Source organism: Bradyrhizobium rifense (assembly GCF_008123425.1).
GTDB lineage: Bacteria > Pseudomonadota > Alphaproteobacteria > Rhizobiales > Xanthobacteraceae > Bradyrhizobium > Bradyrhizobium rifense.
The window spans coordinates 253,139-279,048 of sequence record NZ_VSSS01000032.1; the positions used below are offsets into that span (position 1 = coordinate 253,139).

Genomic DNA, 25,910 nt, shown 5'->3' on the forward strand with positions numbered 1-25,910 from the left:
AGACGCGCAGACGCAAGCGTATCCCTTTGCCGCAACGCTCAATCCCGAGCGGCTACCGAAGGAATACATCCATGAGCAGTCCCTCCCAGAAGGGTACCGCCCTCGTGACCGGGGCGTCGTCCGGCATCGGCGCGGTCTATGCCGATCGTCTCGCCAGGCGCGGCTACGATTTGATCCTGGTTGCGCGAAACCAGCAGCGGCTGAACGCGGTCGCCGACCGGCTTCGCGGCGAAACCCGCCGCAAGATCGCGGTGTTGCAGGCGGATCTCAACGAAAAGGCCGGCGTCGCGAAGGTCGAGGCGGTGCTGCGCGACAACGCCGACATCACCATGCTCGTCAACAATGCCGGCGTCGGCTCCGTCGCGTCGATCCTGCAGGCCGACGTCGACACGATGGAGGCGATGATTGCTCTGAACGTCACTGCGCTCACCCGCCTCACTTATGCAGCTGCGCCGGCATTCGTGGCGCGTGGTGCAGGCACAATCGTCAACATCTCCTCGGTGGTCGGCATCGCGGTGGAGGCGCTGAACGGCGTCTACAGTGCGTCGAAGTCCTATGTGCTGAGCTTCGGCCATTCGCTGCAGAAGGATCTGGCCGACAAGGGCGTGCGGGTGCAGACGGTGCTGCCCGGCGCGACAGCGACCGAGTTCTGGGATGTTGCCGGCTATCCGCCGCAGAAGACGTCGGAGGTCACCATGTCGGCGGAAGACTGCGTCGACGCGGCGCTGGCCGGCCTCGACGCAGGCGAGCTGGTCACGATTCCCGGTCTGCACGACGAGCAATTGTGGACGCGCTGGGAAGCGGATCGTCGGGAGATCTCGCCGAAGTTTCGAAATGCGAAGCCTGCGCTGCGTTACGGTGTCGGATCGCGCTAGCTCCGAAAGGATTGGCCCGCAAGCAATTGCGGCCATCACGATCAGCGATCCTTGTCACCGCCCCATCTGCTTCGGGTCGTAATAAAACCGCTCCTCGATGAGCTGATCGCCTTGCCAGGTCTGCCAGGCGATCTCGTCGAGTGTCCGCGTCACGCCTTCCGCATTCGTGAAGCTGAACGTCCAGCGCGTCGCGACATGGTCGCCCTCGATCAGGCTCGGCCCGACGCGAACGGCCTTGACCTCCTTGAAGGCCGCCAGCACGCCGCGCTCCTTGGCGACGAGCTTGTCGCGGCCGACCATCGGCGCGGCGTTGTTCTCGTAGGTCGCGGCATCGGGCGTGTAGTATTGCTCGATCGCTTCGACAAATTTCCCGTTCTCCAGTCGCTTTGCAAAGGCTTCGACGATGTCACGGCTCGGCATGGATCACCTCATCACGATTAAAACCGACTGTTGGTCGGTAAATACCGACTGATAGTCGAAAAGTCAACTGGCCGCGTCCCCAGAATTCGATTAGACGAGACGACATGGCAAAACAGGCGGAGCGGCGGGCGGCGACGATTGAGGCGATCCTGACGGCGGCGCGCCGGTTGTTCGGGACGCAGGGCTTTGCCGCGACGACCATGGACGAGATCGCGGAAGGCGCCCGCATCGCCAAGGGCGCGGTCTATCATCACTTCAAGACCAAGGAGGCGGTGTTCGAAGCCGTGTTCGATCTGGTCTCGCGCGATCTCGTGGTCGAGATCGACGGCGCCGCGCGCGCCGAGAAGGACGTGCTGGCCGCGATGGTCGCGGGCACCCAGCATTATTTTGCCGCCACTGCCAAAGGCCCGACCGGCCAGATCATTTTGCGCGACGGTCCGGCCGTGCTCGGCTGGGAGCGCTGGCGCGAGATCGACGCGAAACATTTTGGCGGCAAGATGCCGCGCGCGCTGTCGGTAGCGATGGAAGCCGGGCTGATCGCCAAGCAACCGGTCGAGCCGCTGGCACGGCTGCTGCTCGGCGCGGTGACGGAGGCCGCGGTCGCCTGCGCCGGACGCGCCGAGATCGCAAGGGCGGGCGCGGAATATGCCCGTGCGTTCAAGTCGCTGGTCGAGGCGCTGCGCGCTAAGCCATGATCGTGCTAGTGACGAACCGGAAACGCCCACACCGACAAGAAGAACAGTAGCGCATGAACGCAAATTCCGCCCTCGCGCCCTCCGATCCCGAGTTCGACTACATCATCGTCGGCGCCGGCTCCGCCGGCTGCGTGCTCGCCAACCGCCTGTCGGCGAACGGCAAGCACAGCGTGCTGCTGCTCGAGGCGGGACCTAAGGATTCCAACATCTGGATCCACGTGCCGCTTGGCTACGGAAAGCTGTTCAAGGAAAAGACCGTCAACTGGATGTATCAAACCGAGCCGGAGCCCGAGCTGAAGGGCCGCCAGGTCTTCCAGCCGCGTGGAAAAACGCTGGGTGGATCGAGCTCGATCAACGGTCTGCTCTATGTGCGCGGCCAGCACGAGGATTACGACCGCTGGCGCCAGCACGGTAATGCCGGCTGGGGCTACGACGACGTGCTGCCCTATTTCAAGAAGGCGGAGAACCAGACGCGCGGCGCCGACCAATATCACGGCACCGGCGGGCCGCTACCGGTCTCCAACATGGTCGTGACCGATCCGCTGTCGAAAGGTTTCATCGACGCCGCGGTCGAGACCGGTTTGCCCTACAATCCCGATTTCAACGGCGCCACGCAGGAAGGCGTCGGCCTGTTCCAGACCACGACGCGCAACGGCCGTCGCGCCTCGACAGCGGTGGCCTATCTTGGCCCCGCGAAGACGCGCAGCAATCTCAAGATCGAAACCGAGGCGCTCGGCCAGCGCGTGCTGTTCGAGGGACGCCGTGCGGTCGGCGTCGAATACCGGCAAGGCGCGACCGTGCGGCGCGCGCGGGCGCGAAAGGAGATCGTGCTGTCGAGCGGCGCCTACAACTCGCCGCAGCTGTTGCAGCTCTCCGGCGTTGGTCCTGCCGATCTCCTGCGCAAGCACGGCATCGATGTCGTGCTGGACGCAGCTGGCGTCGGCCACGATCTCCAGGACCATATGCAGGTCCGCATCGTGATGCGCTGCTCGCAAAAGATCACGCTGAACGACACCGTCAACAATCCGCTCCGCCGCACGCTCGCCGGTGCGCGCTACGCGCTGTTCCGGAAAGGCTGGCTGACGATTGCAGCGGGCACGGCGGGGGCGTTCTTCAAGACCAATCCGCGGTTGGCTTCGCCCGACATCCAGGTGCACTTCCTGCCGTTCTCGACCGACAAGATGGGCGAAAGGCTGCATGATTTTTCCGGTTTTACGGCGTCGGTGTGCCAGCTCCGGCCCGAGAGCCGCGGGTCACTGCGCATCAAAAGCGCGGACCCGACCGTGCCGCCGGAGATCCGCATCAACTACATGTCGACCGAGACCGACCGCACCACCAATGTCGAGGGCCTCAAGATCCTGCGCAAGATCCTGAACGCGCCGGCGCTGAAGTCGTTCGTGGTCAGCGAGTACGATCCCGGCGCGAAGGTATCCATGGACGCCGAGCTGCTGGATTATTGCCGCGAGCGTGGCAGCACCATCTACCATCCGACCTCGACCTGTCGTATGGGCAATGACGCGCTCGCGGTGGTCGACCAGCGGCTGAAGGTGAGGGGCCTCGAAGGCTTGCGCGTCGTCGACGGCTCGATCATGCCCGACCTCGTCTCGGGGAACACCAACGCACCGATCATCATGATCGCGGAGAAGGCGTCCGATATGATATTGCAGGACGCACAGGCATGATCCGGAAAAGTGTGCAGCGGTTTTCCGAATAGATCATGCCTAGCTTGAAGGAGCATTCGGACTTGGCTACGCGATTCAAGATCGGCACCCGCAAGAGCGCGATGGCGCTGGCCCAGACGGAAGAGATTGCGCGCCGCCTGACCGCCGCCATGCCCGATCTCGATGTCGAGATCGTCAAGTTCGACACCACCGGCGATCTCGACCAGACCAGCAAGCTCCTGCCTCATGGCGGCAAGGGCGGCGCCTTCGTGGCGCAGATCCGGGCCGCGGTGCTGGCAGGCGAATTGCAGGCGGCGATGCATTCGCTAAAGGACATGCCGGGCAACGAGGACACACCGGGCCTCGTCATCGGCGCCACGCTGTCGCGCGATCCCGCGAGCGATGCGCTGGTGCTGCGCGACGGCGTTACGTTGGCGGCGCTGCGCCAGTCGCGCGGCAAGGGTTTTAAAATTGGCACCAACGCCGTTCGCCGCGCCGCCTATGCGCGGCGGCTGTTTCCGGAAATCGAGGTCATCCATTTCCGCGGCGCGGCCGACACCCGCGTGCGAAAACTCGACAATGGCGAGAAGCAGAAGCTGCCGGATGGTGGTGCGGTGGGACCAGCGGATGCGCTGATCATGGCGCGCTCGGGTCTCGATCGCGTTGGTCTGTCTCATCGTGTCGCCTACGAATTCTCCGCGACAGAGATGTTGCCGGCGGCAGGGCAGGGCATCGTCGCGGTCGAATGCGCCGCACTGGACTGGCAAACGCGAAGAATCCTGTCATCGATCGACGACCCCGCTGCGCACGCGTCTGCCGATGCCGAGCGCGAGGTGCTCTGGGTGCTGAACGGCCACTGTAATTCCCCGGTCGCGGGTTTTTCGACCATCGCCGGCGATCAGATGTCGCTCACGGCGTCCGTACTCGATCTCTCCGGCAACACCATCATCGAAGCCGCGCGCACAGGCCCCGCCAATCGCCCGCGCGAGCTTGGCCGTGCGGTCGGTCTGGATCTGCTGGACAAGGGCGCCGCCGAGATCATCGAGCGCAGCCGGCCGCGCTAGCCTGGCTGCGAAGTCACGATGAACGGGATCATGCCATCGTGCGCCTGTTTTGCCCGACCGTGTCAAACGTCGTTGCGAAAGGCGCTCAACCCGCGCGGAGCGAAATCCCTCAATGATTTCTACTGTGTATGGGGTTGTTTTCGCGGTTTTTGTTTCCGCCCCCTGAGGCGGTGGGATTTTTTAGCCCCGCACGCGCTTGAGCATCTGCTCGACATGGGCGATCGGCGTCTCCGGCTGGATGCCGTGGCCGAGATTGAAGATGAAGCGCCCATGCGCAAAATTCGCCAGCACATTGTCGACTGCGCGGTCGAGCGCGGCACCACCGGTGATGAGCACCAGCGGATCGAGATTGCCCTGCACGGCGACACGTGACTGCACGCGCTCGCGGATGAAGGCCGGCTCGGCAGTCCAGTCGATGCTGACGGCGTTGATGCCGGTCGCCTCGACATAGCCAGGCAATTGCGCGCCGGCGCCGCGGGGGAAGCCGATGATCTTCGCATCCGGCACTTTGGCACGCACGCCTTCGACGATGCGCCGCGTCGGCTCGACCGACCAGCGCGCGAATTCGGCCGGCGGCAGCACGCCGGCCCAGGTGTCGAAAATCTGCAAGGCGTTGGCGCCGGCTTCGAGTTGCGCCAGCAGATAGTGAATCGAGTTCTCGACCAGCACGTCGATGATTTTCGTGAACGCCTCGGGATGCCGGTAGGCCATCATCCGCGCCGGTGCCTGGTCGGGCGTGCCGTGGCCTGCGACCATGTAGGTCGCAACCGTCCATGGCGCGCCGCAGAAGCCGATCAGCGCAATCTTCGGATCGAGCGCGCCGCGCACGAGCTTGAGCGCCTCGAACACCGGTGTGAGCTTGCCGAAGTCGGCCTGCGCGGCGAGCGTGGCGACCTTCGCCGGATCATCCAGCGGCTCGAGCCGCGGACCTTCGCCGACCTCGAAGCGCACGGAGCGGCCGAGCGCATAGGGGATCACCAGGATGTCGGAGAAGATGATCGCCGCATCGAAGCCGAACCGGCGGATCGGTTGCAGCGTGACTTCGGCGGCAAGCTCCGGATTGAAGCAGAGATCAAGGAAGCCGCCGGCCTTGGCGCGCACCTCGCGGTACTCAGGCAGATAGCGGCCGGCCTGCCGCATCATCCATAGGGGCGGGACGGCTTGCCGCTGGCCGGAGAGCACGTCGATGAAGGGCTTTGTCGCAGACTGGGGCACAAACGTTCCTGATGCAGAGTTGAGGTTCCTGATACACCGTGCGCGGCCCGAGCGGAACAGGGGAACCAGCGCAATTGCGCCGCGTTGACCCCACCAATGGAGGAGGAATTCCATGACTCAGATCTTCAATCCCGCACCGCACGACAAGCACGCCGACAATCTACACGAGGCGCTCGCGGTCGACCGCCACGCCAAGCTCGATACCGGGTTGGAAGACAGCTTCCCCGCCTCCGATCCCGTGAGCGCCACGCAGCCGACGCCGTCGAAGGCCGATGCGGACGCCGACAATCCCTCGCTCTGTGCCAAGGTTAAGTCGATCTTCAGCTAGCGGCCGCCGGTTTCCGATAGGCTTGCTAAGACCTTGTTAGTGATCTGCGGAAGCCCCGGTCCGTAGGAGTACGGAAAAACCCGTAGATGAATGCGAATCCGCGCAGGCGCTTCAGGGTTCAATAAGAGAAGCGGCAGAGTTTTCCACTATTGGAGAATTCTGCCGCATGAACCTCGCCTCACAGAGAGCCGGATGGAGCCGCCTGCCGTTGCGCGCGGCGGCGTTCGTCGTGCTCACCTGCGTGGCGATCCTCGGCGTCAGCGGCTGGCGCGAATGGGCTGCGCGCGATCAGGTGCTCAAGGGCGCCGAAACCGAAATGGCGAACGTCGCCCGTTCGCTGACCCAGCATGCCGAGGACAGCCTCGATCTGCTCGACTCCGGCGTCGTCGGCGTCGTCAGCCGGCTGGAGATGGATGGCGCCGATCCCGCCACCATCGCAAAGCTGCGCAACCTGCTGGAGGCGCGCAAGAAGGCGATGGAGCGCGTCCACAGCCTCGCCATCATCGACGACCAGGGCAACTGGCTGACCTCGCCAGGCACGATCGCCTCGACGCTCAGCGACGACGCGTTCTTCCGTCACCACCAGCTCTCGCCCAAGCGCGAGGCTTTCATCGGCCACCCCGTGAAGAGCCTGTTGGACGGCGAATGGGTCGTCACCCTGTCGCGCCGCTTCAACAAGCCGGACGGCAGCTTCGGCGGCGTGGTGCTCGCGGCCATCGGCTCCAAATATCTGTCGCATTTCTACGAGCAGTTCGAGATCGGCCGCAACAGCTCCGTGACGCTGATGTACGGCGACGGCATGATCATCGCGCGCAACCCGAGCAATGAAAAATTCGTCGGCCGCAATGTCGGCGACACCCCCCTGTTCCGCGACGCCAGCCTGCAGCGGCCGTTTGGCGCCTATCATTTCACGTCGCCGCTGGACGGCGCCGAGCGCGTCAGCTTCTTCAAGCGCAGCGCCCGCTACCCGCTCGTGCTGCTCGCAACCGTCGACAGGGACGAGCTGCTCGCGCCGTGGCGGGCCGCTGCGATCTCCCGCATGCTGTACGTGGTCGCGCTGGTGATGCTGATCGCGGTGATCGGCGCGGTGCTGGTCCGTCAATTGCAGCGCGGCCAGCGCATGGCGGCGGCCCTGATCGAGAAGGAGGCGCATTTCCGCCTGCTCGCCGAAGGCTCCAGCGACATGGTCACCCGCATCGGGCTCGACGAGCGGCTGCGCTACGTTTCGCCGTCGTCCAACCAAGTCGTCGGCTGGCGCGCCAATCAGCTGATCGGCACCGACGCGCTCGCCGGAATCCATCCGGAGGACCGGCCGCAGGTGCAGGCCATCGTCGACGCCATGAAGCGCGGCGACACGGACGAAGCGCGCGTCACCTATCGCAACGTGCACCGGCAGAAGTCCGAGGTCTGGCTGGAATCGACCATGCGCGTCACGCGCAAGGACAACGGCAATGTCGAGGGTGTGGTCGCGATCTCGCGCGACATCTCCGAACAGAAGAAACTGGAGACCCGGCTCGAGACGCTCGCGATCGAAGACAGCCTCACCGGGCTTGCCAACCGCCGCCGCTTCGATGACCGGTTGAAGGAAGAATGGGCGCGGGCCTATCGCGACCGCTCCAGCCTCGGCCTGCTGATGATCGACGTCGATCACTTCAAGGCCTACAACGACGAATATGGCCATCCCGCCGGCGATGCCTGCTTGCGCGTGGTCGCCAAGATCATCGCGACCGAGATGCAGCGGGTCGGCGATCTGGCGGCGCGTTACGGCGGCGAGGAATTCGCCATGCTGCTGCCGAACACCGATGCCGCCGGCTGTGCCCGGATCGGCGAGCGGATTCGCAGTGCGGTCCACGATGCAGGCCTCATTCATGCCTCCAGTGCGGTGGCGCCCTGCGTCACCGTTTCCGTCGGCGGCGCGGCCTGCCGGCCCTCATTCGAGCGCACCGCGGGTGCGGGATCGCTGGTGGAATCCGCCGACCGCGCGCTCTACGGCGCCAAGGCGGCCGGCCGCGATCGTCTGATGATGTCGGGCGAGGTCATGAGCCTGCTGAAGGCATCTGGTCAATAATATCACTCAATAATGTGGTGGGCGCTCATTGCCAAGGCCCGGCTCATTCGCCTCGGTCTCCTGCAGTCGCTCGTTGAGCTGCGCCAGCTGTCGCGTCAGCACATCGATCTGCTTCCACTGTGCGGTGATGGTCTGGTTCAGCGTCTCGATGGTGTCGTCCTGATAGGCAAGACGCGTCTCCAGCGTGTCGATGCGCTCGGCGAGCGTCTTGATGTCATTCGTCACGTGCGTGCCCCAATTCCTGTTCGCGCAAGCCACGTTCGCGCAATCCGTGACCGAGAGCCACGCGCTCGTCGAACACAAAACATTCGCCGCGCCAGCGGCTCTGCGCCTCCGGCACCTGCTCCAGATACTTCAAAATGCCGCCCTTGAGGTGATAGACCTCGGCAAAGCCGCGCGCCAGCAGATGCGCGCTCGCCTTCTCGCAGCGGATGCCGCCGGTGCAGAACATCGCAATGCGCCGGTGCTTCGCGGGATCGAGCTTCTCGGCGGCGAACTCCTTGAACTGGCCAAAGCTCTTGATTCGGGGATCGACCGCTCCCTCGAACGTCCCCATCGCCACCTCGAAGGCGTTGCGGGTGTCGAGCACCAGCGTGTCGGGCGAGGCGATCAGCGCGTTCCATTCGGCGGCCTCGACATAGGTACCGACCTGCCGGGTCGGATCGGCGGCCGCATCGCCAAGCGTGACGATCTCCTTCTTCAGCCGCACCTTGAGGCGGCCGAACGGCATCGCTTCCGCGGTCGAGCATTTCAGTTCGAGATTGTTCAGCCGGCCGCCGAACATGTCGCCGTGTGCGAGTTCGTGGGCGAAGGCGTCGATCGCCTCGGGCGCGCCCGCGATCGTGCCGTTGATTCCCTCCTGGGCCAGCAGCAGGCTGCCCTTCAGGGACAGGTCGTCACAGAACGCGCGTAGGGGCTCGCGCAGCTCGCGGTAATCGGGCAGGGCGGCGAATTGGTAGAAGGCGCAGACCTTGTAAATCATGCGCCCGTTTAGCAGGCGGCCGGCGCCCGGAAAACCCGCAACCGACAGCTCTATTCCCAGCGAATGGCAGCCATTTCCCTGGTATGCCAGCATTGCCCGGGCGGCCCTGAATGTGTCATGAAGGCCCGGTTTTTCCGAGACGGCGCCGCACGCGCCGCAAGACTTCGCCCAGACGCCCCTGAGAGAGCAAAACTTCGATGAGAAACTTCCATTTCCCCGGCAGGTCCACGGTCCACGCCACCAACGCGATGGTCGCGACCTCGCATCCGCAGGCATCTCTTGCCGCGATCGAGGTGCTGCGCGAGGGCGGCACGGCGGTGGACGCGGCGGTGGCGGGGTCTGCCGTGCTCGGCGTGATCGAGCCGCAATCGACCGGCATCGGCGGCGATTGCTTTGCGCTGATCCAGCCGCGCGGCGAGGGCAAGATCATCGCCTATAACGGCTCCGGCCGGGCGCCGAAGGCGGCCAATGTCGATTGGTATCTCGAGCGCAAGATCAATTCCGTGCCGCTGACCTCGGCGCATGCGGTCTCGATCCCCGGCGTGATCGATGCGTTTGCCACCGTGCTGCGCGACCACGGCAAGTTCGGCTTCGACCGGCTGCTGCAGCCCGCGATCAAGGCGGCCGAGGAAGGCTATGTCGTAGCGCCTCGCATCGCGTTCGACTGGAAGAACCAGTTCGAGAAACTGAAGGGTGGCACCAACACCGTGCGTTACCTGCTGCCGGGCGGCAAACCGCCGGTCGCCGGCGACGTCATTCGCCAGGCCGAGCTCGGCAAGACGCTGCGCGCCATCGCCAAGGACGGCCGTGATGCCTTCTACAAGGGCGCGATCGCAGAGGATATGGTCGAGACCCTGCGCGGCATCGGCGGCCTGCACACGCTCGACGATTTCGCCGCGCACACCACCGAGACGACGACGCCGATCGGCACCATGTACAAGGGCTATGACGTCTGGCAGTGCCCGCCGAACGGCCCGGGCGTCACCGCGCTCTTGATGCTCAACATCCTGTCGCGCTTCGACCTGACGAAATATGCGCCGCTCAGCGTCGAGCGCTTCCATCTCGAGGCCGAAGCCGCGCGCATCGCCTACATGAACCGCGAGATGCATGTCGCCGACCCCGAGCACATGAAGATCGATGTCGCCGAGATGCTCGCGAAGGGTTTTGCCGACGAGTACATCAGCAAGATCCGCATGGACGGCATGCTCGACCTGCCGAACGTCGCGCCGCCGATGAATCCCTCGACCATCTACATCACGGTCGTGGACAAGGATCGCAACGTCTGCTCGTTCATCAACTCGATCGCACATTCCTTCGGCTCGGCGATCGTCTCGAACAAGACCGGCGTGCTGTTGCAGAACCGCGCCGGCGGCTTCCGCATCCAGCCCGGCCATCCCAACTGCATCGCCGGCGGCAAGCGTCCGCTGCACACGATCATGCCGAGCTTGCTCACCAAGGGTGGCCGCTCGGTGATGCCGTTCGCGGTGATGGGCGGCCAGTATCAGCCGGTCGGCCAGACCCACGTCGTGACCAACATCCTCGACTACGGTTGTGACGTGCAGGAGGCCATCGATATGCCGCGCGGCCTGCACTACGAGGGCCAGTATCAGCTTGAGGACAGCGTGCCGGCCGATATCGTCGAGGGCCTCAAGAAGCTCGGCCACAAGACCACCAGCGTGGTCGGCCCGCTCGGCGGTGCCCAGGCGATCTGGATCGACTGGGACAAGGGCACGCTCACCGGCGGTTCCGATCCGCGCAAGGACGGCTGTGCGCTCGGCTACTGATCGAAAGACCCGAGGGCTGGAAACGACCAACGCATTGCGCTAGACACCTTCCGCCTCAAACGGAAGGTGTTCTATGCAGCGTTTTCAGCGCGCACTCCTCGCCATCATGTCGGCCCTCGCGATCACTGTGATCGTCGGCGTGTCGACATTCGTCTCCACCACGGCATCGGCCCAGACCGCAGGAAAACCCATGACCACAGCTTCAGGCTTGCAGACTATCGACAGCGTCGTCGGCACCGGCGCTTCGCCGAAGCCCGGCCAGATTTGCGTGATGCACTACACCGGCTGGCTCTATGAGAATGGACAGAAGGGCAAGAAGTTCGACTCGTCCGTCGATCGCAACGAGCCGTTCGAATTCCCGATTGGCAAGGGCCGCGTCATCGCCGGCTGGGACGAGGGCGTCTCCACGATGAAGGTTGGCGGCAAGCGCACGTTGATCATCCCGCCGCAGCTCGGCTACGGCGCGCGCGGCGCCGGCGGCGTGATCCCGCCGAACGCGACACTGATGTTCGATGTGGAACTGCTCGCGGTGAAGTGAGCGGCAAACAAAAAGACCGGCCTTTCGGCCGGTCTTTTCATTTCTACCTTGCGCGCGTTACTCCGCCGCGCGACGTGCCGCCGCAGCGGCGCGATCGATCGCTTCCTTCGTGGCATCCTTGGCGTCGCCCATGGCCTTCTGGCCCTTGCCCTTCACCTCCTGGACAACGCCTTCGCCCTGCAGGCGTTCGGAACCTGTGGCCTCACCGATACCCTGCTTGGCCTTGCCGATGGCTTCGTTGGCGGTGCCCTTGATCTTGTCGCTCGTGCTACCCATGAAACTCTCCTTCCGGTTTGCTCGCCGGGACAACACCTGACGCGTGCGAGCGTTCCTTTTGGTATGGCTTGATGTCGCGGCTTTGGTTAGTTTGCCGCGCACGGAACCAACAGAAAGCAAGTCCCATGACCGGCCATGACCACACGCATTCGCACCATGACCACGATCATCATGATGATCGCTGGAAACATGACGGCGTGCGCGTCATTCCCGGCAACCAGCTCGATACCAACGTGCCGTCGACGGCCGGTATGGATCGCGCGGCCGCGATCAATTTCGCGCGCGTCGGCGCACAGAAATTGTGGGCGGGCACCGTCAGCATAAAGCCGGATGCGAAGACCGGCGCGCATCACCACGGCCATCTCGAAAGCGTGATCTATGTGGTGAAGGGCAAGGCGCGGATGCGCTGGGGCGAGAGCCTGCAATTCACCGCCGAAGCGGGTCCCGGCGATTTCATTTTCGTGCCGCCCTACGTGCCGCACCAGGAGATCAACGCCAGCCGCGACGAGGTGCTTGAATGCGTGCTGGTGCGCAGCGACGGCGAGGCGGTCGCGATCAATCTCGACATCGAGCCGATCGAGAAGCCCGAGACCGTGCTGTGGATCGATCCGGTCCATCGGGATCCGAACGAGGAGAAGTAAGGCCGAAGACCGCGCGGGGTTCGGTGCGACAGAACCCCGCAGGTTATAGGGCACAAAATATTTCGGAAGCCGTGTCGGATGGCAGCTGAGCCATCCGTCCTTGGGCAGAACCCCGCCCAAGGAGCTTCCGATGCCCAGGATGATCTTCCTCAATCTACCGGTGACCGACCTCAGCGCGCGACCGCCTTTTACGAGGCGATCGGTGCGACCAGGAACCCGCAATTCAGTGACGACACGGCGAGCTGCATGGTCTTTTCCGAGACCATCTACGTGATGCTGACGACCCACGACAAATTCCGTCATTTCACGCCGAAGCCGATCTCTGACGCAAAGACCTCGAACCAGGCGTTGTTCTGCCTGTCCGCAGACAGCCGCAACGAGGTCGACGATATCGTCGGCAAGGCCGAGGCCGCGGGCGGGGTGGCCGATCCCAGCCCGAAGGACGAATACAGCTTCATGTACGGCCGCAGTTTCGAGGATCCGGATGGTCATATGTGGGGCGTGAACTGGCTCGACATGGCAGCGGTCCCCCCGAAGCCCGCCATGGCGAACGCCTGATTGAAAGCTGAAGAGGAGCATTCACGATGTCCAAGCTCGTGCCTTGCATGTGGTTCAACGGCGATGCCGAGGAAGCCGCGAAGTTCTACGTCTCGCTGGTGCCGAACTCCGAGATCACGCACGTTCAGCAGAACGTTTCGGACGGCCCGTCCGGCAAGACGGGCTCTGTTCTGGTCGTCGAGTTCACGGTGGCCGGGCAGCCACTCGTCGCGCTCAACGGCGGCATGAAGATGGAGTACACGCATGCGATCTCGTTGATGATCCATTGCGACGACCAGGCGCAGGTGGACGGCGTCTGGAACGCATTCCTCGCCCATGGCGGCAAGGAAGAGCAGTGCGGCTGGCTGAGGGATCGCTGGGGCGTGGCCTGGCAGGTGGTGCCGAAGGTGATGTTCGAGTTCCTGACGAGCCCTGACAAGGCCGCCGCGGCCCGCGCGATGCAGGCCATGATGAAGATGGTGAAGCTCGATGTGGCGGTGCTGCGCCGCGCGTTCGAGGGCAAGTCGGCGGCGTGAGGCCTACATAGGTGCCGGGTGGGCAAAGGCGCGATAGCGCCGTGCCCACCGTCCGTCCGCGATCGAGAGAGTGGTGGGCACGCTTGCGCTTTGCCCACCCGAGACTGTGCTCGCCGCTAATAATTGATCCTCAGCCCCACGCCGCCATGGATGGTGTTGCCGACCGGCTGCGGGCCGAGCGTGCCGTTGGCGAAGAGGTCCACGATCCAGCCCTTCTGCACGCGGAAGCCGAGGCGGCCGCCATATTCGAACCAGCCCTGGTTGCCCATCGTCGGTACCACCGTGCCGTCGCCGGTCACGGTGGCGACGATGCCGCTGTGGCTGGCGAACGACTGCACCCAGCCGCCATTGATGTTGGTCTCGATGTTGCCGGCGAAGAGATGGGTCCACTGGCCGCCGATCTTGACGAGGCCGGTGCGGTCGGTGCCGGTCGCGATGCTGGCGTCGAACGGATTGAACGCGACCGGGCTGTCTGCATAACCCGATACGCGCTGCCAGAGCTGCCAGACCTCGACGGAGGCCGCGACCTCGTCGCGCGGTGACACTCGGCTCATCCAGCCGGCGCGGCCGTAGACCGCGTAGTTCGCGGCGTTAGTCGAACTGGTCACGCTCACTGGACCGAGGCTGGTGTTGTAGCTGCGGGTGTAGCGCGCCTTCTCCCACGGTGTCAGGATCGTGCCGATGTCGAAGAACGGACGCGACGAGCCCCAATCGGTGAAATCATAGCGCAGCGCGAAGGCGCCGATCGGCGCGCTGGTGATGTTGTAGCCGCCCTCGCTGTATTGCGTGTAGGCAAGGCCGGCGAGCAGCGACAGATTGGGCGTCAGCTCCTTGCGGCCGTGGATGCCGGCCGAGAACGAGCCGGCCGAACCAAACGCGCTGATGCAGTCGCTGCAATTGACCTGTTCGTTGACGCCAAGCAGCACCGTGCCAAGCACCCGGTTGGTGATCATCTGGTTGAAGCGCTGGTTGGCGATGCCACCGATCGAGTTTCCGCTCGAATCCGAGCCGGTCGGCGTCGGGCTCGGCGATGGAGACGGGCTGGGTGCCGGCGATGGAGACGGAGACGGACTTGGTGCGGGGGAGGGCGAGTATGTGGGTGATGGGTAGGGTTGCGGTTCGCCGCATTCGAACTCGCAGGTACTTGCGGCCGTGGCCGGGCGGGTATCGAAAGCAAATAGCGCAAGCGCTGCGCCCGCAGTTAATGCGCCGGCCAGGACAAGCCTCGTGAAGCCGAGCTGCGTCATCGTCAGCGCCCGCACAGCATGCCGTCGTCATGGACGGCCGGCGTGATGGTCGGTGAGGCGTCGGCATATTGGTTGACAGCGCACAACCCCGCATTCGCGGCGCAGTTGGCGGCGAAATTCCAGGGCGGCGTGTTGGTCTTGGTGATGGAGACCTTGCCGCCGGTCGAGGTGATGACCGCGGTGTCGCCCGGCTGGGTGAGCTGGATGCACTGGAAGTTCAGCGTGCAGACGCTGGCCGCGCCCTCCTCGAGCACGACGACCGAGCGGGCGCGCTGCGACAGGATATCGAGCGTGGTGCCGCGAACGCCGATGGTCGCGAGCGGTGTCGTGATCTTGTAGGCGGACTTCTCCGAATGTCCGGTGACGAAGCGGAAGGCGCCGGTGGCCATGCGGATCGCGACGTCGCGATAGCTGTGCTCGTCGTTGAAGACGGTGCGGTCGAGCTTCAGCGTGGCGCTCGGTCCGAGCGACAGATTGGTGCTGTCGGCCATGACGAAGCGCGCTGCGCTGTCGGCGCCGGTGCGTACGGTCTCGTCGCGCATCATGCTGTCGCCGACGCTGATCGGCGACGTGGTCGTGGCGACGCGGACCACGTCGTTCTGAACCAGGACGGCTTCGCCGACGCGCGTCTGGGCCTGCGCGCAAGTCGCTGCGCACAGTGTGGCCGATAGCAGTGCAGGGAAAAGCAGAAGACGCAAATTCATATCGTACCCGATCGAAGTCCCTGATCGCGCACGCCCGTGTTGTGGTAGAATTATCACAAGCGGCGCGAGACGAGCGTTAGCTTAGTGACAGTTGCGGCAGAATGCGTTCAATGGATCGGCTGAGTTATTTTTTATTCGCGGTGACGCACATTTGCCACGCAAAATAGCCCCACAGCAGTCGCTTGAAGCACAGGCGGTTCCGAGATTGTCGCGAAGCGCAGTGATCGCTGTCGCGATCTTCCTAGCTGCGCATCTCGCGCTGCTGATCGGGCTCGTGACGCCGGATAAATTCGTCTTCGACGAGGTGCATTACGTGCCGGCGGCGCGGCAGATGCTGGGCTCCACGCCGTCGCAGCCGATGCTCAATCCGATGCATCCGCCGCTGGCGAAAGAGCTGATCGCAGCATCGATCGCAGCCTTCGGCGACAATGCGCTGGGCTGGCGCTATCCGGCGACGCTGTTCGGTGCGCTCGCGATCGTCGCGATCTATCTCTGCGGTCTCGCGCTGTTCGGATCGCAAGGGCCTGCGATCGCAGCAGCACTGATCGCCGCGTTCAACCAGATGCTCTATGTGCAGGCGCGCATCGCGATGCTCGACATCTTTGCACTCGGCTTCGGTCTGCTCGCCATCGCCGCTTTCATGCACGGCTTTCGACGAGAGCGACCGCAGGCGCTGTTCGCGCTCGCCGGTGCGTTGTTCGGTCTCGCCGCCGCCTGCAAATGGAGCGGCCTGTTTCCGCTCGGTGTCTGCATCGTCATCGTGGCGGTGATCCGTCTGATGCAGGGCTGGCACACGCTGTTTGCCGACGCCAAGCCAAGCGATTGGTACCGGCCCGATCTCTGGCCGGCCTTCAGGGCGCATCATGCCGCGCTCTGCTTCGCGCTGCTGCCGGCCGTGACCTATCTCGCCGCTTTCGTTCCGCTCTACGGGGCGTCGTTGCCAGATCTGATCGAGGCGCAACGTCGCATCTTTGCCGACAACACCACCACCGCGATCGCCGGCCACACTTATATGAGCTCGTGGCCGTCCTGGCCGTTGCTCGCGCGCCCGGTTTGGTTCTTGTTCGACAAGACCCCGGACGACAACGTCGCGGCGGTGGTTTTTCTCGGCAATCCGCTTGTGCTGTGGCCGGCGCTGCTTGCGCTCGTCGTGGTGTTGCGCGACTTCATCGTCGCGCGTCGCTGGGATGCTCTCCTGATCGCGGCGTTCTATTTCGGCCCCTGGCTCGCCTGGGCGCTGCTGCCGCGCACGCTGGGCTTCATCTATTATTATCTGCCGGCCGCAACCGCGGCCTCGCTCGCGCTGGTCTATGCTCTGCGCAGGGAAGGCCTGCCGCGCTGGCTGTTGTGGGCCTATGTCGGAATCGCCGCGATCGGCTTTGCGGTGATGCTGCCGATCTCAGCCGCCTTCATCGGTACGTCGATGCAGACCTTCAACCGGCTGATGCTGTTCCAGAGCTGGATCTGACAACAGAAAACCGCCTGCCACTCTCGCGGCAGGCGGTTTGTCGATTGCTGCAATTGCGTCTCAGATCATTTGGACGCGGTCTTGGTGTCCATGTTCACGACCTGGACGCGACGGTTGATCGGGTCGGCGCCGTTGGCGGTGTCCTTCAGCTTGGTCTTGCCATAGCCGACGGTGACGAGATCGCCGTTGTTGAGGCCGTAGTTCTGCACCAGGTACTTCTTGATGGTGTCGGCGCGACGCTCCGACAGGCCCTGATTGTACTCTTCGGTGCCAATCGCATCGGTGTGGCCAGCGACCACGAAGGTCGAGCCCTTCAGCGACGGATCGGACAGCGCCTTGCCGAGTGCCTGCACCGACGGCACCGAGGTCTTGGCGATGTCGGCCGAGTTGTAGTCGAACTGGATCTCCAGATCGATGTTCGGCTTGGTCGACGCGAGCTCGGCGATCTGATCGCGCTCGCCCATCGACAGCGAACGGGTCTGCCGGTTGCGCACGGTGTTGAGGAAGGTCGCTTCCTTGGCTTGCGCCGTCGGATCGACCTGCGGGCCGGCGGACAGGCCGCGGGTAATCGGCTTGGGCTTCAACGCATCCAGGATCTGGTTGGTGGAGACGTTGGTGTCGCCGGCGAAAGCCAGGCCCGCCGTCAACGACAGCGCGGCCGTGAGCGTGATCGCCCTCAGTCCAAAAAACTTATTGAAATGGGTCATTGTCGTATCCTCGCTGTGACGCCTGATGGCGATTTGATGCTGCGAGCATAGGGAAGGTTCAAAGGCTCATATGTGATGCGAGTCACATTCAGAGCCGGCCACAATTCCATGCGCATCTTAGCGCCAGTGCCGGTCGGCATCCATGGCATCCAGCCAGCGGCAGCGGCCTACCGCCGGTGCTGCACAAGGCCCGCGTCAGGAAGTAACGCTGTCTCATTCGATCCTCGAAAGCAGCGTGCAAATCCTGTTCGTCTTTTCGAGATCGTTTCCTGCGAACTGCTGGACTCACGGCCGATGCGGGTACAATCTGCCGTTATTGCTCGTCACCAGCCGTTGTTGCCTGCTGCGTTAGCAGCCTGAAACGCAACCGTCGCAGCGTCTCTCAGCTCGGTTCGAGCAGCAGAAATCCCCGGGTGATCCAGATCACAGTACTTCGTCGTGAACTGGATCAGGTTGCTCTCATCGGATCGGCTCAAGCTGATCCGAGAGCATCGAAGAAGTTTGGATCAGGGGAGAATGATCATGCGCTTCTTGATCGCAGCAATTTCAATCGTCGCATTCATTGTCAGCGGCAACGCGGCTCTCGCGGACAAGCGCGTCGCCTTTGTGGTCGGCAACGCCGCCTACAAGAATGTCCCGCAGCTCCCTAACCCTGCAATCGATTCCAAGTCTATCGCCAGGGTGCTGCGCAACGTCGGTTTCGATGTGGTCGAGGGCGCCAACCTCACCCGCGACGCCATGACCGCAAAGCTCCTGGAGTTCGGCAAGAAGAGCGAGGGTGCGGATGTCGCCGTATTCTTCTATGCCGGCCACGGCATTGCCGTGAATGGCGTCAACTACCTGTTGCCGATCGACGCCGACCTGAAGTCAGAGATGGATGTCAAGCTCGGCGCGGCGATCAATGTCGATCTCACGCTCGACCAGACCATGTCGGATGCGAAGGTGAAACTCGTGTTCCTGGACGCCTGCCGTGACAATCCGTTCGCGGCAAAGATCCGCTCGGCCAAGGCGACACGTTCAGTCAACGTGCAGACCGGCCTTGCCGAGATGAAGTCGGGCGAAGGCACGCTGATTGCCTTTGCCACCGGCCCCGGCCAGACCGCGCTCGACGGCGAGGCTGGCACCAACAGCCCGTTCACCCGCGCGCTGGTCGCCAACATTGCCCAGCCCGGGATCGAGATCCAGCAGGCGATGACCAAGGTCCGCGCCCAGGTCAGCGACGAGACCAACAAGGGGCAATTGCCCTGGGGGCACACCAACCTCACCGGCAACGTCTATCTCAATCCGGTTGACACGCCCGCTGTGACCACGACCGGCACATCGAACGCGCCGGTGTCGTCCGCGACCAGGCAAGGCTCCGATGTCGAGCTCGAGTTCTGGCGCTCGATCAAGGACACCAACAAGGTGGAAGAGCTCAACGCCTATCTCACCAACTATCCGAACGGCACGTTCAAATCGATCGCGCTCGCCCGCATCGCGGCGTTGCAGGATGGACCGTCCAACACCACCCGCAACCTCTCGGCCGGGATCGATCCTGCGACGTTTACCGACGAAGCCAATCAGGTGTCCGAAGACCAGATCGGTCTGGACAAGAGCCAGCGTCGAGACGTGCAGCGCCGCCTCACCGGGCTCGGCTTCGACGTCAAGACGACGGGCAAATTCGACGACGAGACCCGTTCGGTGCTCAAACGATGGCAGGCGGCACGCGCCTATCCCGCGACCGGCTATCTGAACAAGCTCCAGCACAAGGCGCTGTTGTCGGAAATCATCTCGACCCGCGCGGCCTCCTCCGAGGAGCAGGCGGACGATGAGCCGGCGCGTCGCCGGTCCTCCGGTGGTGGCGGCCGGCGCCATTATAGCGGCGGTGGTGGCGGTGGCGGTCCGATGGGCGGCCCCGGCGGTCTGTTCGGTGGTATGATGGGCGGCTTGTTCGGCCGCCGCTGAGCGGCAGCCAAGCAAAAGGCGGCCCGGTTCGGGCCGCCTTTTCGTTATGGAAACCCTTGCTCACCGATCGTCGCAAAGCCGTCGCGTGATGGCCTGCCTGCGAACAAGAATTCGGCCAGATGCGCGCCTAGCAGGACTCACCATCAGACAACCGCCAGCAAGGGGAGCCGAGTTCCGTCCAGTGGCCAGGCCGAGTGATTATCAGTTCTATCGTGGCGGCCCGCCGGATCGGACAGTCTTCCTGGGCTCCATGCCGATCTATATCGGCGCGGCGATGATTGCGGTGGCGATCCTGCTCTCGACGCTGATCACGGGCTTGACCTCCCGCTATGTCGGCCTCGGAGCTCCGACCGACGAGAACATGTGGCTGGTCGACCGCCTCACCGGCAGCGTCTATCGCTGCCAGGCGGAGGGCCGGGGCAGGGCCGCATGCGAGCCCGACATTGCCACCGGGAGCGTAGGGGAGCGCCCAAAAGCCGCACGCTAGATCGAACGAAACTCTCTTCCTCCGCGAGACGCTATCCCGGAAAGATAGATGTCGCGTAGGCTGGCATCACGCTGGTTTCGTTTTCCGGAGGAGGAAATTTGATGAAGACCCTGTTGCTCGCGGCGGCATTCGCTGCACTTGCTCTGTCTCCCGCATCGGCTGCCAAGATGGCCTGCACCAGCGCGAACATGGCCAAGCTCGTTGTCGGGATGGGCGGTGAAGACACGCCCGGCAAGATCGCGGCTCGGAAGTCGATGGCTTCGGCCAATTCCGACATGAGCAAAGGCAACATGCGCGGCGCCTGCAAGCACTACGTGAACGCCGAGAAGGCGATGGCAATGAAGTAAGCTTCGCGCCAATCTGGCGTGACCGGGCCGCGCTGTCAGCAGATGGCAGCGCGGCTTTTCCTTGCCGCGTCCCTTCACCAGTTCTTTTTCCTGGCGCGAATCCCGCTACATTGCCTCTCGCAATGTCCCGCGCACCAAAACCCCTTCCGCTCCCGACGACACAGGCCCGGCAGATCTGGCTGCGCGCCCAGCGGCTCGACACGCGCGCGCCGTTCGGGGAGGGCGCCCAGGCCGTGGCTGATGCGATCGCCCATCTTGGCTATGTTCAGATCGACACCATCAACGTGATCGAGCGCTGTCATCACCACATCCTGTTCAGCCGCATCCCTTCCTATCTCCGCGCCGATCTGCGGCATGCCCAGAGCGTCGACAGAAGCGTGTTCGAATACTGGACCCATGCGCTGTCCTACGTGCCGTCAAACGATTTTCGCTTCTTCCTGCCGGCGATGCGCGAGCACAAGCGCGAGGGGCATAGATGGTATGCCTCGGTGACGCCGGCCGACACGCGCAAGGTGATGCGGCTGTTGCGGGCCGGCCCGCTGACGATCCGCGACATCGAGGACGACGTGCTCACCGAGAAGGAGCATCTGTGGCAGAGCCGCAAGCCATCGAAGCGGGCGCTTCAGCTTGCCTTCTATACCGGCGTCGCGACCGTCAGCGCGCGCCAGGGCATGCTCAAAACCTATGATCTGATGACGCGGCATTTCGGCTGGGACAAGCTGCCGAAGCCGGCGTCGGCCAGGGAAATCACGGCCTATCTGCTCGACCGCGCGCTGCGCTCGCAAGGTGTCGTCAGCCTCGATTCGATTTGCCATCTCGATGCGCCGAGCAAGAAGGCGGTAGCTCACCTGATCGCTGCGCGCGTCCGCCGCGGCGAGCTCTTGCCTGTCGCGATCGAGGGCGCCGGCAAGCAGGAGCATTGGGCCGCGCCTCCGGCCCTTGAGCAGCATGAGGTGTCGCCAGATCTCGTCCACATCCTGTCGCCGTTCGATCCGCTGATCATCCAGCGCAAGCGCACCAATCTCATCTTCGGCTACAACCATCTGTTCGAGGCCTATGTGCCGAAGGCCAAGCGTAAGCTCGGCTATTTCGCGCTGCCCGTGCTGGTCGGCGACGAGATCGTTGCCGCGCTCGATCTCAAGACCGATCGGCAAGCCAAGAAGGTCTTGATGCAGAAATGGACCTGGCTCGGGCAGGGCAAGAAGACGGCGGCGCGGAAGGAGCTCAAGCAGAAGATCGAGGATGAGCTCGATCGTTTTGAGCGGTTCCAGCTCGCGGAGTGAATGTCATCGCCGCCCTTTCTACGGCCTTTCCTTCTCGCGCGTGGCTCGCCTCAAGGACCGGACAGCACATCAGCATATCTATCCAGCACGTCGTCGGCCGAATAGCCCGAGCGTCGTGCAAATTCCTCCCGCAAGCCCAGCCGGGCGGAGACTTTCAATCGTTCCGCCGTGGCGGCCGTCATCAGGGGATCGAAACCCAATTCCCGCAGACCCGCAGCCACGCCGTCCATTTCCACGGCGCGGCGCTCGGCATGCAGCACGTCGGAGCGGACGCACATGTCCAGGAATTTGCTGAACGTGGTGGCATCCATCGACGCGCAAAGCCCGCGCATGGTTTCCTCGCGCACGCCGGCAAGCGTCGCGGCGGTCAGGGCCTCGACCAGCAGCGCTTCCATGCCCTTCGTCACCACGCTCCGCAGCATCTTCACGGCCGCTGCTGTTCCAGCTTCGGGACCCGCTACCTCGATGCGAAAACCGAGTGGCCTGAAAATGTCTGCGAAGCGCTCGGCGCCGCTGCCGGACGTATAAAGCGGGACCGCGGCGCCATAGAGGTCGACCGAACCCATCAGATTCGTATCCGCGAACACGCCGCCGCGTGCCTCCACGGCTTCGGCGACATGCTTTTTGGTTCGCGGGCTCGCGGCGTTGATGTCCACCACGAGACAGCCGGGACGTACGATCCTGGATATCGCTTCGCCGGTGGTGGCTGCGACCGCAACGACGACCGCGGAAAAGATCACGTCCGCGTCCGACAGATCGTCAAGCCGCTCGACCAGCGTGACGCCACAACCGGCCGCCATGGCGCGAAAGGCCTGCGAGTAGGGCGGTGCATTCGTCTTGCCCTGGCAGAACGCGACCATCGGCGCACCGGTCTGCGCCGCGAGATGTTCTGCAAAGCATTGGGCGGCCTCGCCAAATCCAACAAAGGCGACCTTTGGCTGCTGCATGGCTCTTCTCCGGATGCGTCCGATCGAGAGGATGAGGTCTCCTCGTGCGGCTCTCACCGCTGCCGGCATTGTGCCGAGTCCGGCGCTAGAGTCAATGAACCGGTTCATTAATAGCTTAATCGTGGAAAACTGCTTGTTACGCTTGTGCCCAGTTTAGTGGCGCTAGTAACCGTAAAAGCTTGCTCGAGTTGGTGAACCGGTTCATAAAGCGGCAATGTCATCACAGCCGCTCCGATCGCAGACTGTAAAGGTCAAGGACGTCGCCCGTGCGGCCGGCGTCGCGGTCGGCACGGTATCCCGCGTGCTCAATGGTCATCCCACGGTGACCCCAGGGCTGCGCGAGCGCGTCGAAAAGGCCATGGCTCATCTCGGCTATGAGGTCGATGTTACGGCGCAGAGCATGCGCGCGGGACGCTCGCGCCTCGTGGCCTGCGCGATTCGCGATTTCGACATCCCGCGCTTCGCGCTGTTCATCAAGGAGGCCGAGGCGGTGCTGCGCGAGGCTGGATACACCTTGCTTCTGGCCAGCACGACCAACCGCCCCGACGTCGAGATCGCCTTGCTGGGCGCCTTTCGCAGGCGCCGGGTGGATGGCGTGATGATGACGCTGAGCGACGAGCAGCACCGGGACGTGCGCGAAGCGCTGTCGGAGGCGCCGATGCCGGTCCTGCTCATCGACCGCGACAGCATCGCGGCGCTCGATCGCGTCATGGCCGATCATCGCGAGGGTGCGCGCCTTGCGACGAGCCATCTGATTGGCCTTGGGCACCGGCGGATCGCCATGCTTGTCGGCGACATCAAGGCCTTCCCGTCGCGAAGCCGCCTCGACGGATTTCGCGAGGCGTATTCGGCTGCGGGGATCGCGCCGGATCCGAAACTGTTGCGCGATAATGTGCTCTCGAGCGAAGATGCCTATCGAGCGACGGCGTCGCTCATGAGTCTCGCGAATCCCCCGACGGCGCTCTTCGTCGCGGCGATGGACATGCTCGGCGGCTGCTTGAGAGCCCTGCGGACGATGGGCATTGCCGTCGGGGACGGGATTTCGGTGGTGGCTGGCAGCGACTCCGACCTGGCCGAATTGCACACGCCGCCTATCACGGCGATCGCGTGGGATCTTGCGGCCATGGGCCGCCACGCCGCGACCATGCTGCTGGAGCGGATGCGCGGCGACGAGATCGAGCGCGGCCGTGGTCTCACCGTGCCGACGGAGCTGATCATTCGCGGGTCGAGCCGGCCTCTTGTGAATTGAGCTTGCTGCGTCGGGGCAGGATGCGGTCTTGGCCGAAGCTCGCGACATGGCTGTCGAGCCAGACGCCGGCCACGATACCGATGAGGCAGGCGACCAAATTCCACAGCGAGAAGATGCGCCCCAACAACAGCGCGCCGGCGGTGGTGAGCCGAAACGCATCGAGCCAAGGCGCATGCACCAGCCGCGAGAACTCGACCACGATGGCAATTGCTGCCGCGATGGCCGCGATCTGCGTCCGCGACAGCCGTGGCGCCAACGCCCCGACCAGCAGGAACACCATCGTCGCCCACAACAGCGAGCCGCCATACTTCACGACGAAGGCAGGAAGGCCGAGCGGAAAGCCGTACCAGCGCAAGGACAGCCCGCAGACGATCACGACCAGCGCGAGGGCGGCGCGGATCAGCGACCTCTGTCGCGGCACGACAGGTTCATCGGGCTGCGCCCCGTGCATTGCTCGCTCCATTGACTCTTTGCCCGCGATGCTGAAAACCGCCGTTCAGTCCATAAAAGCAACAACCCCGGGGGGAAACCATGAGCCAGACCACAACCTTTGCCGGTTCGGCCGGCAGCGCCAAGAGCGCAATCGAGACTTCGACCATCCGCGCCATTTCCTGGCACCTGATCCCGTTCCTGGTGCTGGCCTATTTCTTCTCCTATCTCGACCGCGTCAATCTCGGCTTCGCCGCGCTGACCATGAACGCGGAGTTGAAGTTCACGCCGCTGATCTTCTCCTGGGGCGCCGGCATCTTCTTCATCGGCTATTTCATCTTCGAAGTGCCGAGCAATCTGGCACTGGAGAAATTCGGCGCCAGCCGCTGGATCGCCCGCATCATGGTGACCTGGGGCATCATCTCGGCGCTGATGGCGCTGGTGAACGGCGTGACCAGCTTCTACGTTCTGCGCTTCCTGCTCGGCGTCGCCGAGGCCGGCTTCTTCCCCGGCATCATCCTCTATCTCACCTATTGGTATCCGGCCGAATATCGCGGCCGCTTCATTGCGGCCTTCGCCATCGCCGTGCCGGTCTCGACCGTGATCGGCGCGCCGATCTCGGGCCTGCTGCTCGGGCTTGACGGCACCATGGGTCTGAAGGGCTGGCAGTGGTTGTTCATTCTCGAGGGCATCCCCTCGGTGCTGCTCGGAATCGTCACCTGGTTCTATCTCACCGACAAGCCGGAGAAGGCGGATTGGCTCTCGGCCGAGCAGAAGGCCTGGCTGAAGGGCCGGCTCGATTCCGAGATCGCGGTCAAGCAGGCGGCGAAGCATATGACGCTCGGTGAAGCGCTGTCTTCGCCGAAGGTCATCACGCTGAGCCTGATCTATTTCGGCTTCGTCGCCGCACTCTATGGCATGCAGTTCTGGCTGCCGCAGATCGTCAAGGCGTTCGGCCTCACCAACGCCCAGACCGGCTTCGTCACCGCGATCCCCTATGTGTTCGGCACGATCGCCATGATCCTGTGGGCGCGGCATTCGGATGCGACGCGCGAACGCGTGATGCATGTCGGCGCGCCCATGATCCTGATCGCGGTCGCGCTCGCCATCTCCAGCTACATCACCGATCCCACCATGACGATGGTGGCGCTGACCTTCGCCGCGATCGGCGTGTTCTGCGTCTTCGGCGTGTTCTGGACCTTGCCGACCTCCTGGCTGTCAGGCACGGCGGCAGCCGGCGCCATCGCGCTGATCAACTCGATCGGCAACCTCGCCGGCTTCGGCGGCCCGTATCTGATCGGCTGGGTCAAGGAAGCCACCGGCCAGACCTCGACAGGCCTGCTGGTGCTCGCCGTGCTGCCGCTGCTCGCCGGCATTTTGGTCTTTGTCGGCGGCCACGAGACCAAGCACGAGTTCGCCGAACAGGGGCGGTGAGCCCCAACTGAACGGCTCCGTATGGTGGGCAAAGGCGCTCTTGC

The 25,910-nt window shown here is 64.0% G+C and carries 27 protein-coding genes and 1 pseudogene; 18 read left to right on the plus strand and 10 right to left on the minus strand.

The window, feature by feature from the left end; genetic code table 11:
- The first annotated feature begins 71 nt into the window (after positions 1-71).
- A complete protein-coding gene (locus tag FXB40_RS22160) occupies positions 72-875 on the plus strand; it encodes an SDR family NAD(P)-dependent oxidoreductase (protein WP_148774296.1) in 804 nt (267 codons plus the stop codon).
- A 54-nt stretch (positions 876-929) separates the two neighbouring features.
- Here FXB40_RS22160 and FXB40_RS22165 read toward each other — a convergent pair whose 3' ends face one another.
- Complete coding sequence (locus tag FXB40_RS22165) at positions 930-1,295, minus strand: nuclear transport factor 2 family protein (protein ID WP_148774297.1); 366 nt, start codon at positions 1,293-1,295, stop codon at positions 930-932.
- 104 nt (positions 1,296-1,399) lie between these two features.
- On the opposite strand from FXB40_RS22165, the gene FXB40_RS22170 reads away from it, so the two are divergent.
- The 3 genes from FXB40_RS22170 to hemC all read left to right on the plus strand — a co-directional run bounded on the left by FXB40_RS22170 (position 1,400) and on the right by hemC (position 4,715).
- Positions 1,400-1,990 (plus strand): TetR/AcrR family transcriptional regulator, encoded by a 591-nt coding sequence (locus FXB40_RS22170; RefSeq protein WP_148774298.1) that lies wholly within the window; start codon positions 1,400-1,402, stop codon positions 1,988-1,990.
- 53 nt (positions 1,991-2,043) lie between these two features.
- Entirely contained in the window at positions 2,044-3,672 is a 1,629-nt protein-coding gene (locus FXB40_RS22175; protein ID WP_148774300.1) for a GMC family oxidoreductase, read from the plus strand.
- A gap of 62 nt (positions 3,673-3,734) precedes the next feature.
- Positions 3,735-4,715 carry a hydroxymethylbilane synthase gene (hemC, locus tag FXB40_RS22180; protein ID WP_148774301.1) on the plus strand — a complete coding sequence of 327 codons (981 nt, stop codon included), beginning with the start codon at positions 3,735-3,737 and terminating at the stop codon, positions 4,713-4,715.
- 180 nt (positions 4,716-4,895) lie between these two features.
- Here hemC and hemE read toward each other — a convergent pair whose 3' ends face one another.
- Positions 4,896-5,930, minus strand: coding sequence for a uroporphyrinogen decarboxylase (hemE, locus tag FXB40_RS22185; RefSeq protein WP_148774303.1), 1,035 nt, complete (start codon positions 5,928-5,930; stop codon positions 4,896-4,898).
- Between the two features lie 112 nt (positions 5,931-6,042).
- Between hemE and FXB40_RS22190 the strand changes: the two genes are divergently transcribed.
- Both FXB40_RS22190 and FXB40_RS22195 read left to right on the plus strand, forming a co-directional pair.
- Positions 6,043-6,258 carry a hypothetical protein gene (locus FXB40_RS22190; protein ID WP_148774305.1) on the plus strand — a complete coding sequence of 72 codons (216 nt, stop codon included), beginning with the start codon at positions 6,043-6,045 and terminating at the stop codon, positions 6,256-6,258.
- Between the two features lie 166 nt (positions 6,259-6,424).
- The gene (locus FXB40_RS22195) at positions 6,425-8,326 is read left to right on the plus strand and encodes a diguanylate cyclase (protein WP_148774306.1); all 1,902 of its coding nucleotides are present in this window, start codon (positions 6,425-6,427) and stop codon (positions 8,324-8,326) included.
- 6 nt (positions 8,327-8,332) lie between these two features.
- Here the strand turns inward: FXB40_RS22195 and FXB40_RS22200 are convergent, their stop codons facing one another.
- Together FXB40_RS22200 and trhO are read right to left on the minus strand one after the other, a co-directional pair.
- Positions 8,333-8,551 (minus strand): SlyX family protein, encoded by a 219-nt coding sequence (locus FXB40_RS22200; protein ID WP_148774308.1) that lies wholly within the window; start codon positions 8,549-8,551, stop codon positions 8,333-8,335.
- Positions 8,541-9,308 carry an oxygen-dependent tRNA uridine(34) hydroxylase TrhO gene (gene trhO / locus FXB40_RS22205; RefSeq protein WP_148774351.1) on the minus strand — a complete coding sequence of 256 codons (768 nt, stop codon included), beginning with the start codon at positions 9,306-9,308 and terminating at the stop codon, positions 8,541-8,543. The genes FXB40_RS22200 and trhO overlap by 11 nt, the downstream gene beginning before the upstream one ends.
- A gap of 197 nt (positions 9,309-9,505) precedes the next feature.
- Between trhO and ggt the strand changes: the two genes are divergently transcribed.
- Both ggt and FXB40_RS22215 read left to right on the plus strand, forming a co-directional pair.
- Complete coding sequence (ggt, locus tag FXB40_RS22210) at positions 9,506-11,092, plus strand: gamma-glutamyltransferase (RefSeq protein ID WP_148774310.1); 1,587 nt, start codon at positions 9,506-9,508, stop codon at positions 11,090-11,092.
- Positions 11,093-11,165: 73 nt separating this feature from the next.
- Positions 11,166-11,630 (plus strand): FKBP-type peptidyl-prolyl cis-trans isomerase, encoded by a 465-nt coding sequence (locus FXB40_RS22215; RefSeq protein WP_148774311.1) that lies wholly within the window; start codon positions 11,166-11,168, stop codon positions 11,628-11,630.
- A 57-nt stretch (positions 11,631-11,687) separates the two neighbouring features.
- On the opposite strand, the gene FXB40_RS22220 is transcribed toward FXB40_RS22215, so the two are convergent.
- Positions 11,688-11,906, minus strand: coding sequence for a CsbD family protein (locus tag FXB40_RS22220; RefSeq protein ID WP_148774313.1), 219 nt, complete (start codon positions 11,904-11,906; stop codon positions 11,688-11,690).
- 125 nt (positions 11,907-12,031) lie between these two features.
- Between FXB40_RS22220 and FXB40_RS22225 the strand changes: the two genes are divergently transcribed.
- From FXB40_RS22225 to FXB40_RS22235, 3 genes and pseudogenes are all read left to right on the plus strand, one after another.
- Complete coding sequence (locus FXB40_RS22225) at positions 12,032-12,547, plus strand: cupin domain-containing protein (protein WP_148774315.1); 516 nt, start codon at positions 12,032-12,034, stop codon at positions 12,545-12,547.
- 130 nt (positions 12,548-12,677) lie between these two features.
- Positions 12,678-13,105: pseudogene (locus tag FXB40_RS22230) on the plus strand (VOC family protein).
- Between the two features lie 26 nt (positions 13,106-13,131).
- Complete coding sequence (locus FXB40_RS22235) at positions 13,132-13,620, plus strand: VOC family protein (RefSeq protein WP_148774316.1); 489 nt, start codon at positions 13,132-13,134, stop codon at positions 13,618-13,620.
- 116 nt (positions 13,621-13,736) lie between these two features.
- Here FXB40_RS22235 and FXB40_RS22240 read toward each other — a convergent pair whose 3' ends face one another.
- Both FXB40_RS22240 and FXB40_RS22245 read right to left on the minus strand, forming a co-directional pair.
- Entirely contained in the window at positions 13,737-14,867 is a 1,131-nt protein-coding gene (locus FXB40_RS22240) for a hypothetical protein (RefSeq protein WP_187437059.1), read from the minus strand.
- 2 nt (positions 14,868-14,869) lie between these two features.
- Complete coding sequence (locus FXB40_RS22245) at positions 14,870-15,571, minus strand: FecR family protein (protein ID WP_187437060.1); 702 nt, start codon at positions 15,569-15,571, stop codon at positions 14,870-14,872.
- Between the two features lie 205 nt (positions 15,572-15,776).
- Between FXB40_RS22245 and FXB40_RS22250 the strand changes: the two genes are divergently transcribed.
- Positions 15,777-17,039, plus strand: coding sequence for a phospholipid carrier-dependent glycosyltransferase (locus FXB40_RS22250; protein ID WP_246207819.1), 1,263 nt, complete (start codon positions 15,777-15,779; stop codon positions 17,037-17,039).
- Between the two features lie 65 nt (positions 17,040-17,104).
- Here FXB40_RS22250 and FXB40_RS22255 read toward each other — a convergent pair whose 3' ends face one another.
- Positions 17,105-17,746 carry an OmpA family protein gene (locus tag FXB40_RS22255; RefSeq protein ID WP_148774322.1) on the minus strand — a complete coding sequence of 214 codons (642 nt, stop codon included), beginning with the start codon at positions 17,744-17,746 and terminating at the stop codon, positions 17,105-17,107.
- A 522-nt stretch (positions 17,747-18,268) separates the two neighbouring features.
- Here FXB40_RS22255 and FXB40_RS22260 point away from each other — a divergent pair.
- The 4 genes from FXB40_RS22260 (at position 18,269) to FXB40_RS22275 (ending at position 21,807) form a co-directional block, all read left to right on the plus strand.
- Entirely contained in the window at positions 18,269-19,690 is a 1,422-nt protein-coding gene (locus tag FXB40_RS22260) for a caspase family protein (protein WP_187437061.1), read from the plus strand.
- Positions 19,691-19,940: 250 nt separating this feature from the next.
- The gene (locus tag FXB40_RS22265) at positions 19,941-20,177 is read left to right on the plus strand and encodes a hypothetical protein (RefSeq protein ID WP_148774353.1); all 237 of its coding nucleotides are present in this window, start codon (positions 19,941-19,943) and stop codon (positions 20,175-20,177) included.
- Between the two features lie 101 nt (positions 20,178-20,278).
- The gene (locus FXB40_RS22270; protein WP_148774326.1) at positions 20,279-20,524 is read left to right on the plus strand and encodes a hypothetical protein; all 246 of its coding nucleotides are present in this window, start codon (positions 20,279-20,281) and stop codon (positions 20,522-20,524) included.
- Between the two features lie 122 nt (positions 20,525-20,646).
- The gene (locus tag FXB40_RS22275) at positions 20,647-21,807 is read left to right on the plus strand and encodes a winged helix-turn-helix domain-containing protein (RefSeq protein WP_148774328.1); all 1,161 of its coding nucleotides are present in this window, start codon (positions 20,647-20,649) and stop codon (positions 21,805-21,807) included.
- A gap of 50 nt (positions 21,808-21,857) precedes the next feature.
- On the opposite strand, the gene FXB40_RS22280 is transcribed toward FXB40_RS22275, so the two are convergent.
- Positions 21,858-22,754 carry an NAD(P)-dependent oxidoreductase gene (locus FXB40_RS22280; RefSeq protein ID WP_148774330.1) on the minus strand — a complete coding sequence of 299 codons (897 nt, stop codon included), beginning with the start codon at positions 22,752-22,754 and terminating at the stop codon, positions 21,858-21,860.
- Between the two features lie 214 nt (positions 22,755-22,968).
- Between FXB40_RS22280 and FXB40_RS22285 the strand changes: the two genes are divergently transcribed.
- Complete coding sequence (locus tag FXB40_RS22285) at positions 22,969-24,003, plus strand: LacI family DNA-binding transcriptional regulator (protein WP_148774331.1); 1,035 nt, start codon at positions 22,969-22,971, stop codon at positions 24,001-24,003.
- On the opposite strand, the gene FXB40_RS22290 is transcribed toward FXB40_RS22285, so the two are convergent.
- Entirely contained in the window at positions 23,969-24,454 is a 486-nt protein-coding gene (locus tag FXB40_RS22290; RefSeq protein WP_187437062.1) for a ribosomal maturation YjgA family protein, read from the minus strand. The genes FXB40_RS22285 and FXB40_RS22290 overlap by 35 nt on opposite strands.
- An 80-nt stretch (positions 24,455-24,534) precedes the next feature.
- Between FXB40_RS22290 and FXB40_RS22295 the strand changes: the two genes are divergently transcribed.
- On the plus strand, positions 24,535-25,866 hold the full coding sequence (locus tag FXB40_RS22295; RefSeq protein WP_148774334.1) for an MFS transporter: 1,332 nt from the start codon (positions 24,535-24,537) through the stop codon (positions 25,864-25,866).
- Positions 25,867-25,910 lie beyond the last annotated feature (44 nt).

Excerpts from the sequence above, each read along its gene's own strand:
- FXB40_RS22265 (WP_148774353.1), top strand. The coding sequence starts at position 19,941 with ATGCCGATCTATATCGGCGCGGCGATGATTGCGGTGGCGATCCTGCTC.
- FXB40_RS22290 (WP_187437062.1), bottom strand. The coding sequence starts at position 24,454 with ATGCACGGGGCGCAGCCCGATGAACCTGTCGTGCCGCGACAGAGGTCG.
- FXB40_RS22245 (WP_187437060.1), bottom strand. The coding sequence starts at position 15,571 with ATGAATTTGCGTCTTCTGCTTTTCCCTGCACTGCTATCGGCCACACTG.
- FXB40_RS22270 (WP_148774326.1), top strand. The coding sequence starts at position 20,279 with ATGAAGACCCTGTTGCTCGCGGCGGCATTCGCTGCACTTGCTCTGTCT.
- trhO (WP_148774351.1), bottom strand. The coding sequence starts at position 9,308 with ATGATTTACAAGGTCTGCGCCTTCTACCAATTCGCCGCCCTGCCCGAT.
- FXB40_RS22215 (WP_148774311.1), top strand. The coding sequence starts at position 11,166 with ATGCAGCGTTTTCAGCGCGCACTCCTCGCCATCATGTCGGCCCTCGCG.
- FXB40_RS22225 (WP_148774315.1), top strand. The coding sequence starts at position 12,032 with ATGACCGGCCATGACCACACGCATTCGCACCATGACCACGATCATCAT.
- FXB40_RS22190 (WP_148774305.1), top strand. The coding sequence starts at position 6,043 with ATGACTCAGATCTTCAATCCCGCACCGCACGACAAGCACGCCGACAAT.
- FXB40_RS22160 (WP_148774296.1), top strand. The coding sequence starts at position 72 with ATGAGCAGTCCCTCCCAGAAGGGTACCGCCCTCGTGACCGGGGCGTCG.
- FXB40_RS22175 (WP_148774300.1), top strand. The coding sequence starts at position 2,044 with ATGAACGCAAATTCCGCCCTCGCGCCCTCCGATCCCGAGTTCGACTAC.
- FXB40_RS22165 (WP_148774297.1), bottom strand. The coding sequence starts at position 1,295 with ATGCCGAGCCGTGACATCGTCGAAGCCTTTGCAAAGCGACTGGAGAAC.
- FXB40_RS22220 (WP_148774313.1), bottom strand. The coding sequence starts at position 11,906 with ATGGGTAGCACGAGCGACAAGATCAAGGGCACCGCCAACGAAGCCATC.
- FXB40_RS22295 (WP_148774334.1), top strand. The coding sequence starts at position 24,535 with ATGAGCCAGACCACAACCTTTGCCGGTTCGGCCGGCAGCGCCAAGAGC.
- FXB40_RS22260 (WP_187437061.1), top strand. The coding sequence starts at position 18,269 with ATGCGCTTCTTGATCGCAGCAATTTCAATCGTCGCATTCATTGTCAGC.
- FXB40_RS22275 (WP_148774328.1), top strand. The coding sequence starts at position 20,647 with ATGTCCCGCGCACCAAAACCCCTTCCGCTCCCGACGACACAGGCCCGG.
- FXB40_RS22240 (WP_187437059.1), bottom strand. The coding sequence starts at position 14,867 with ATGACGCAGCTCGGCTTCACGAGGCTTGTCCTGGCCGGCGCATTAACT.
- FXB40_RS22195 (WP_148774306.1), top strand. The coding sequence starts at position 6,425 with ATGAACCTCGCCTCACAGAGAGCCGGATGGAGCCGCCTGCCGTTGCGC.
- FXB40_RS22170 (WP_148774298.1), top strand. The coding sequence starts at position 1,400 with ATGGCAAAACAGGCGGAGCGGCGGGCGGCGACGATTGAGGCGATCCTG.
- FXB40_RS22285 (WP_148774331.1), top strand. The coding sequence starts at position 22,969 with ATGTCATCACAGCCGCTCCGATCGCAGACTGTAAAGGTCAAGGACGTC.
- FXB40_RS22235 (WP_148774316.1), top strand. The coding sequence starts at position 13,132 with ATGTCCAAGCTCGTGCCTTGCATGTGGTTCAACGGCGATGCCGAGGAA.
- FXB40_RS22280 (WP_148774330.1), bottom strand. The coding sequence starts at position 22,754 with ATGCAGCAGCCAAAGGTCGCCTTTGTTGGATTTGGCGAGGCCGCCCAA.
- ggt (WP_148774310.1), top strand. The coding sequence starts at position 9,506 with ATGAGAAACTTCCATTTCCCCGGCAGGTCCACGGTCCACGCCACCAAC.
- FXB40_RS22255 (WP_148774322.1), bottom strand. The coding sequence starts at position 17,746 with ATGACCCATTTCAATAAGTTTTTTGGACTGAGGGCGATCACGCTCACG.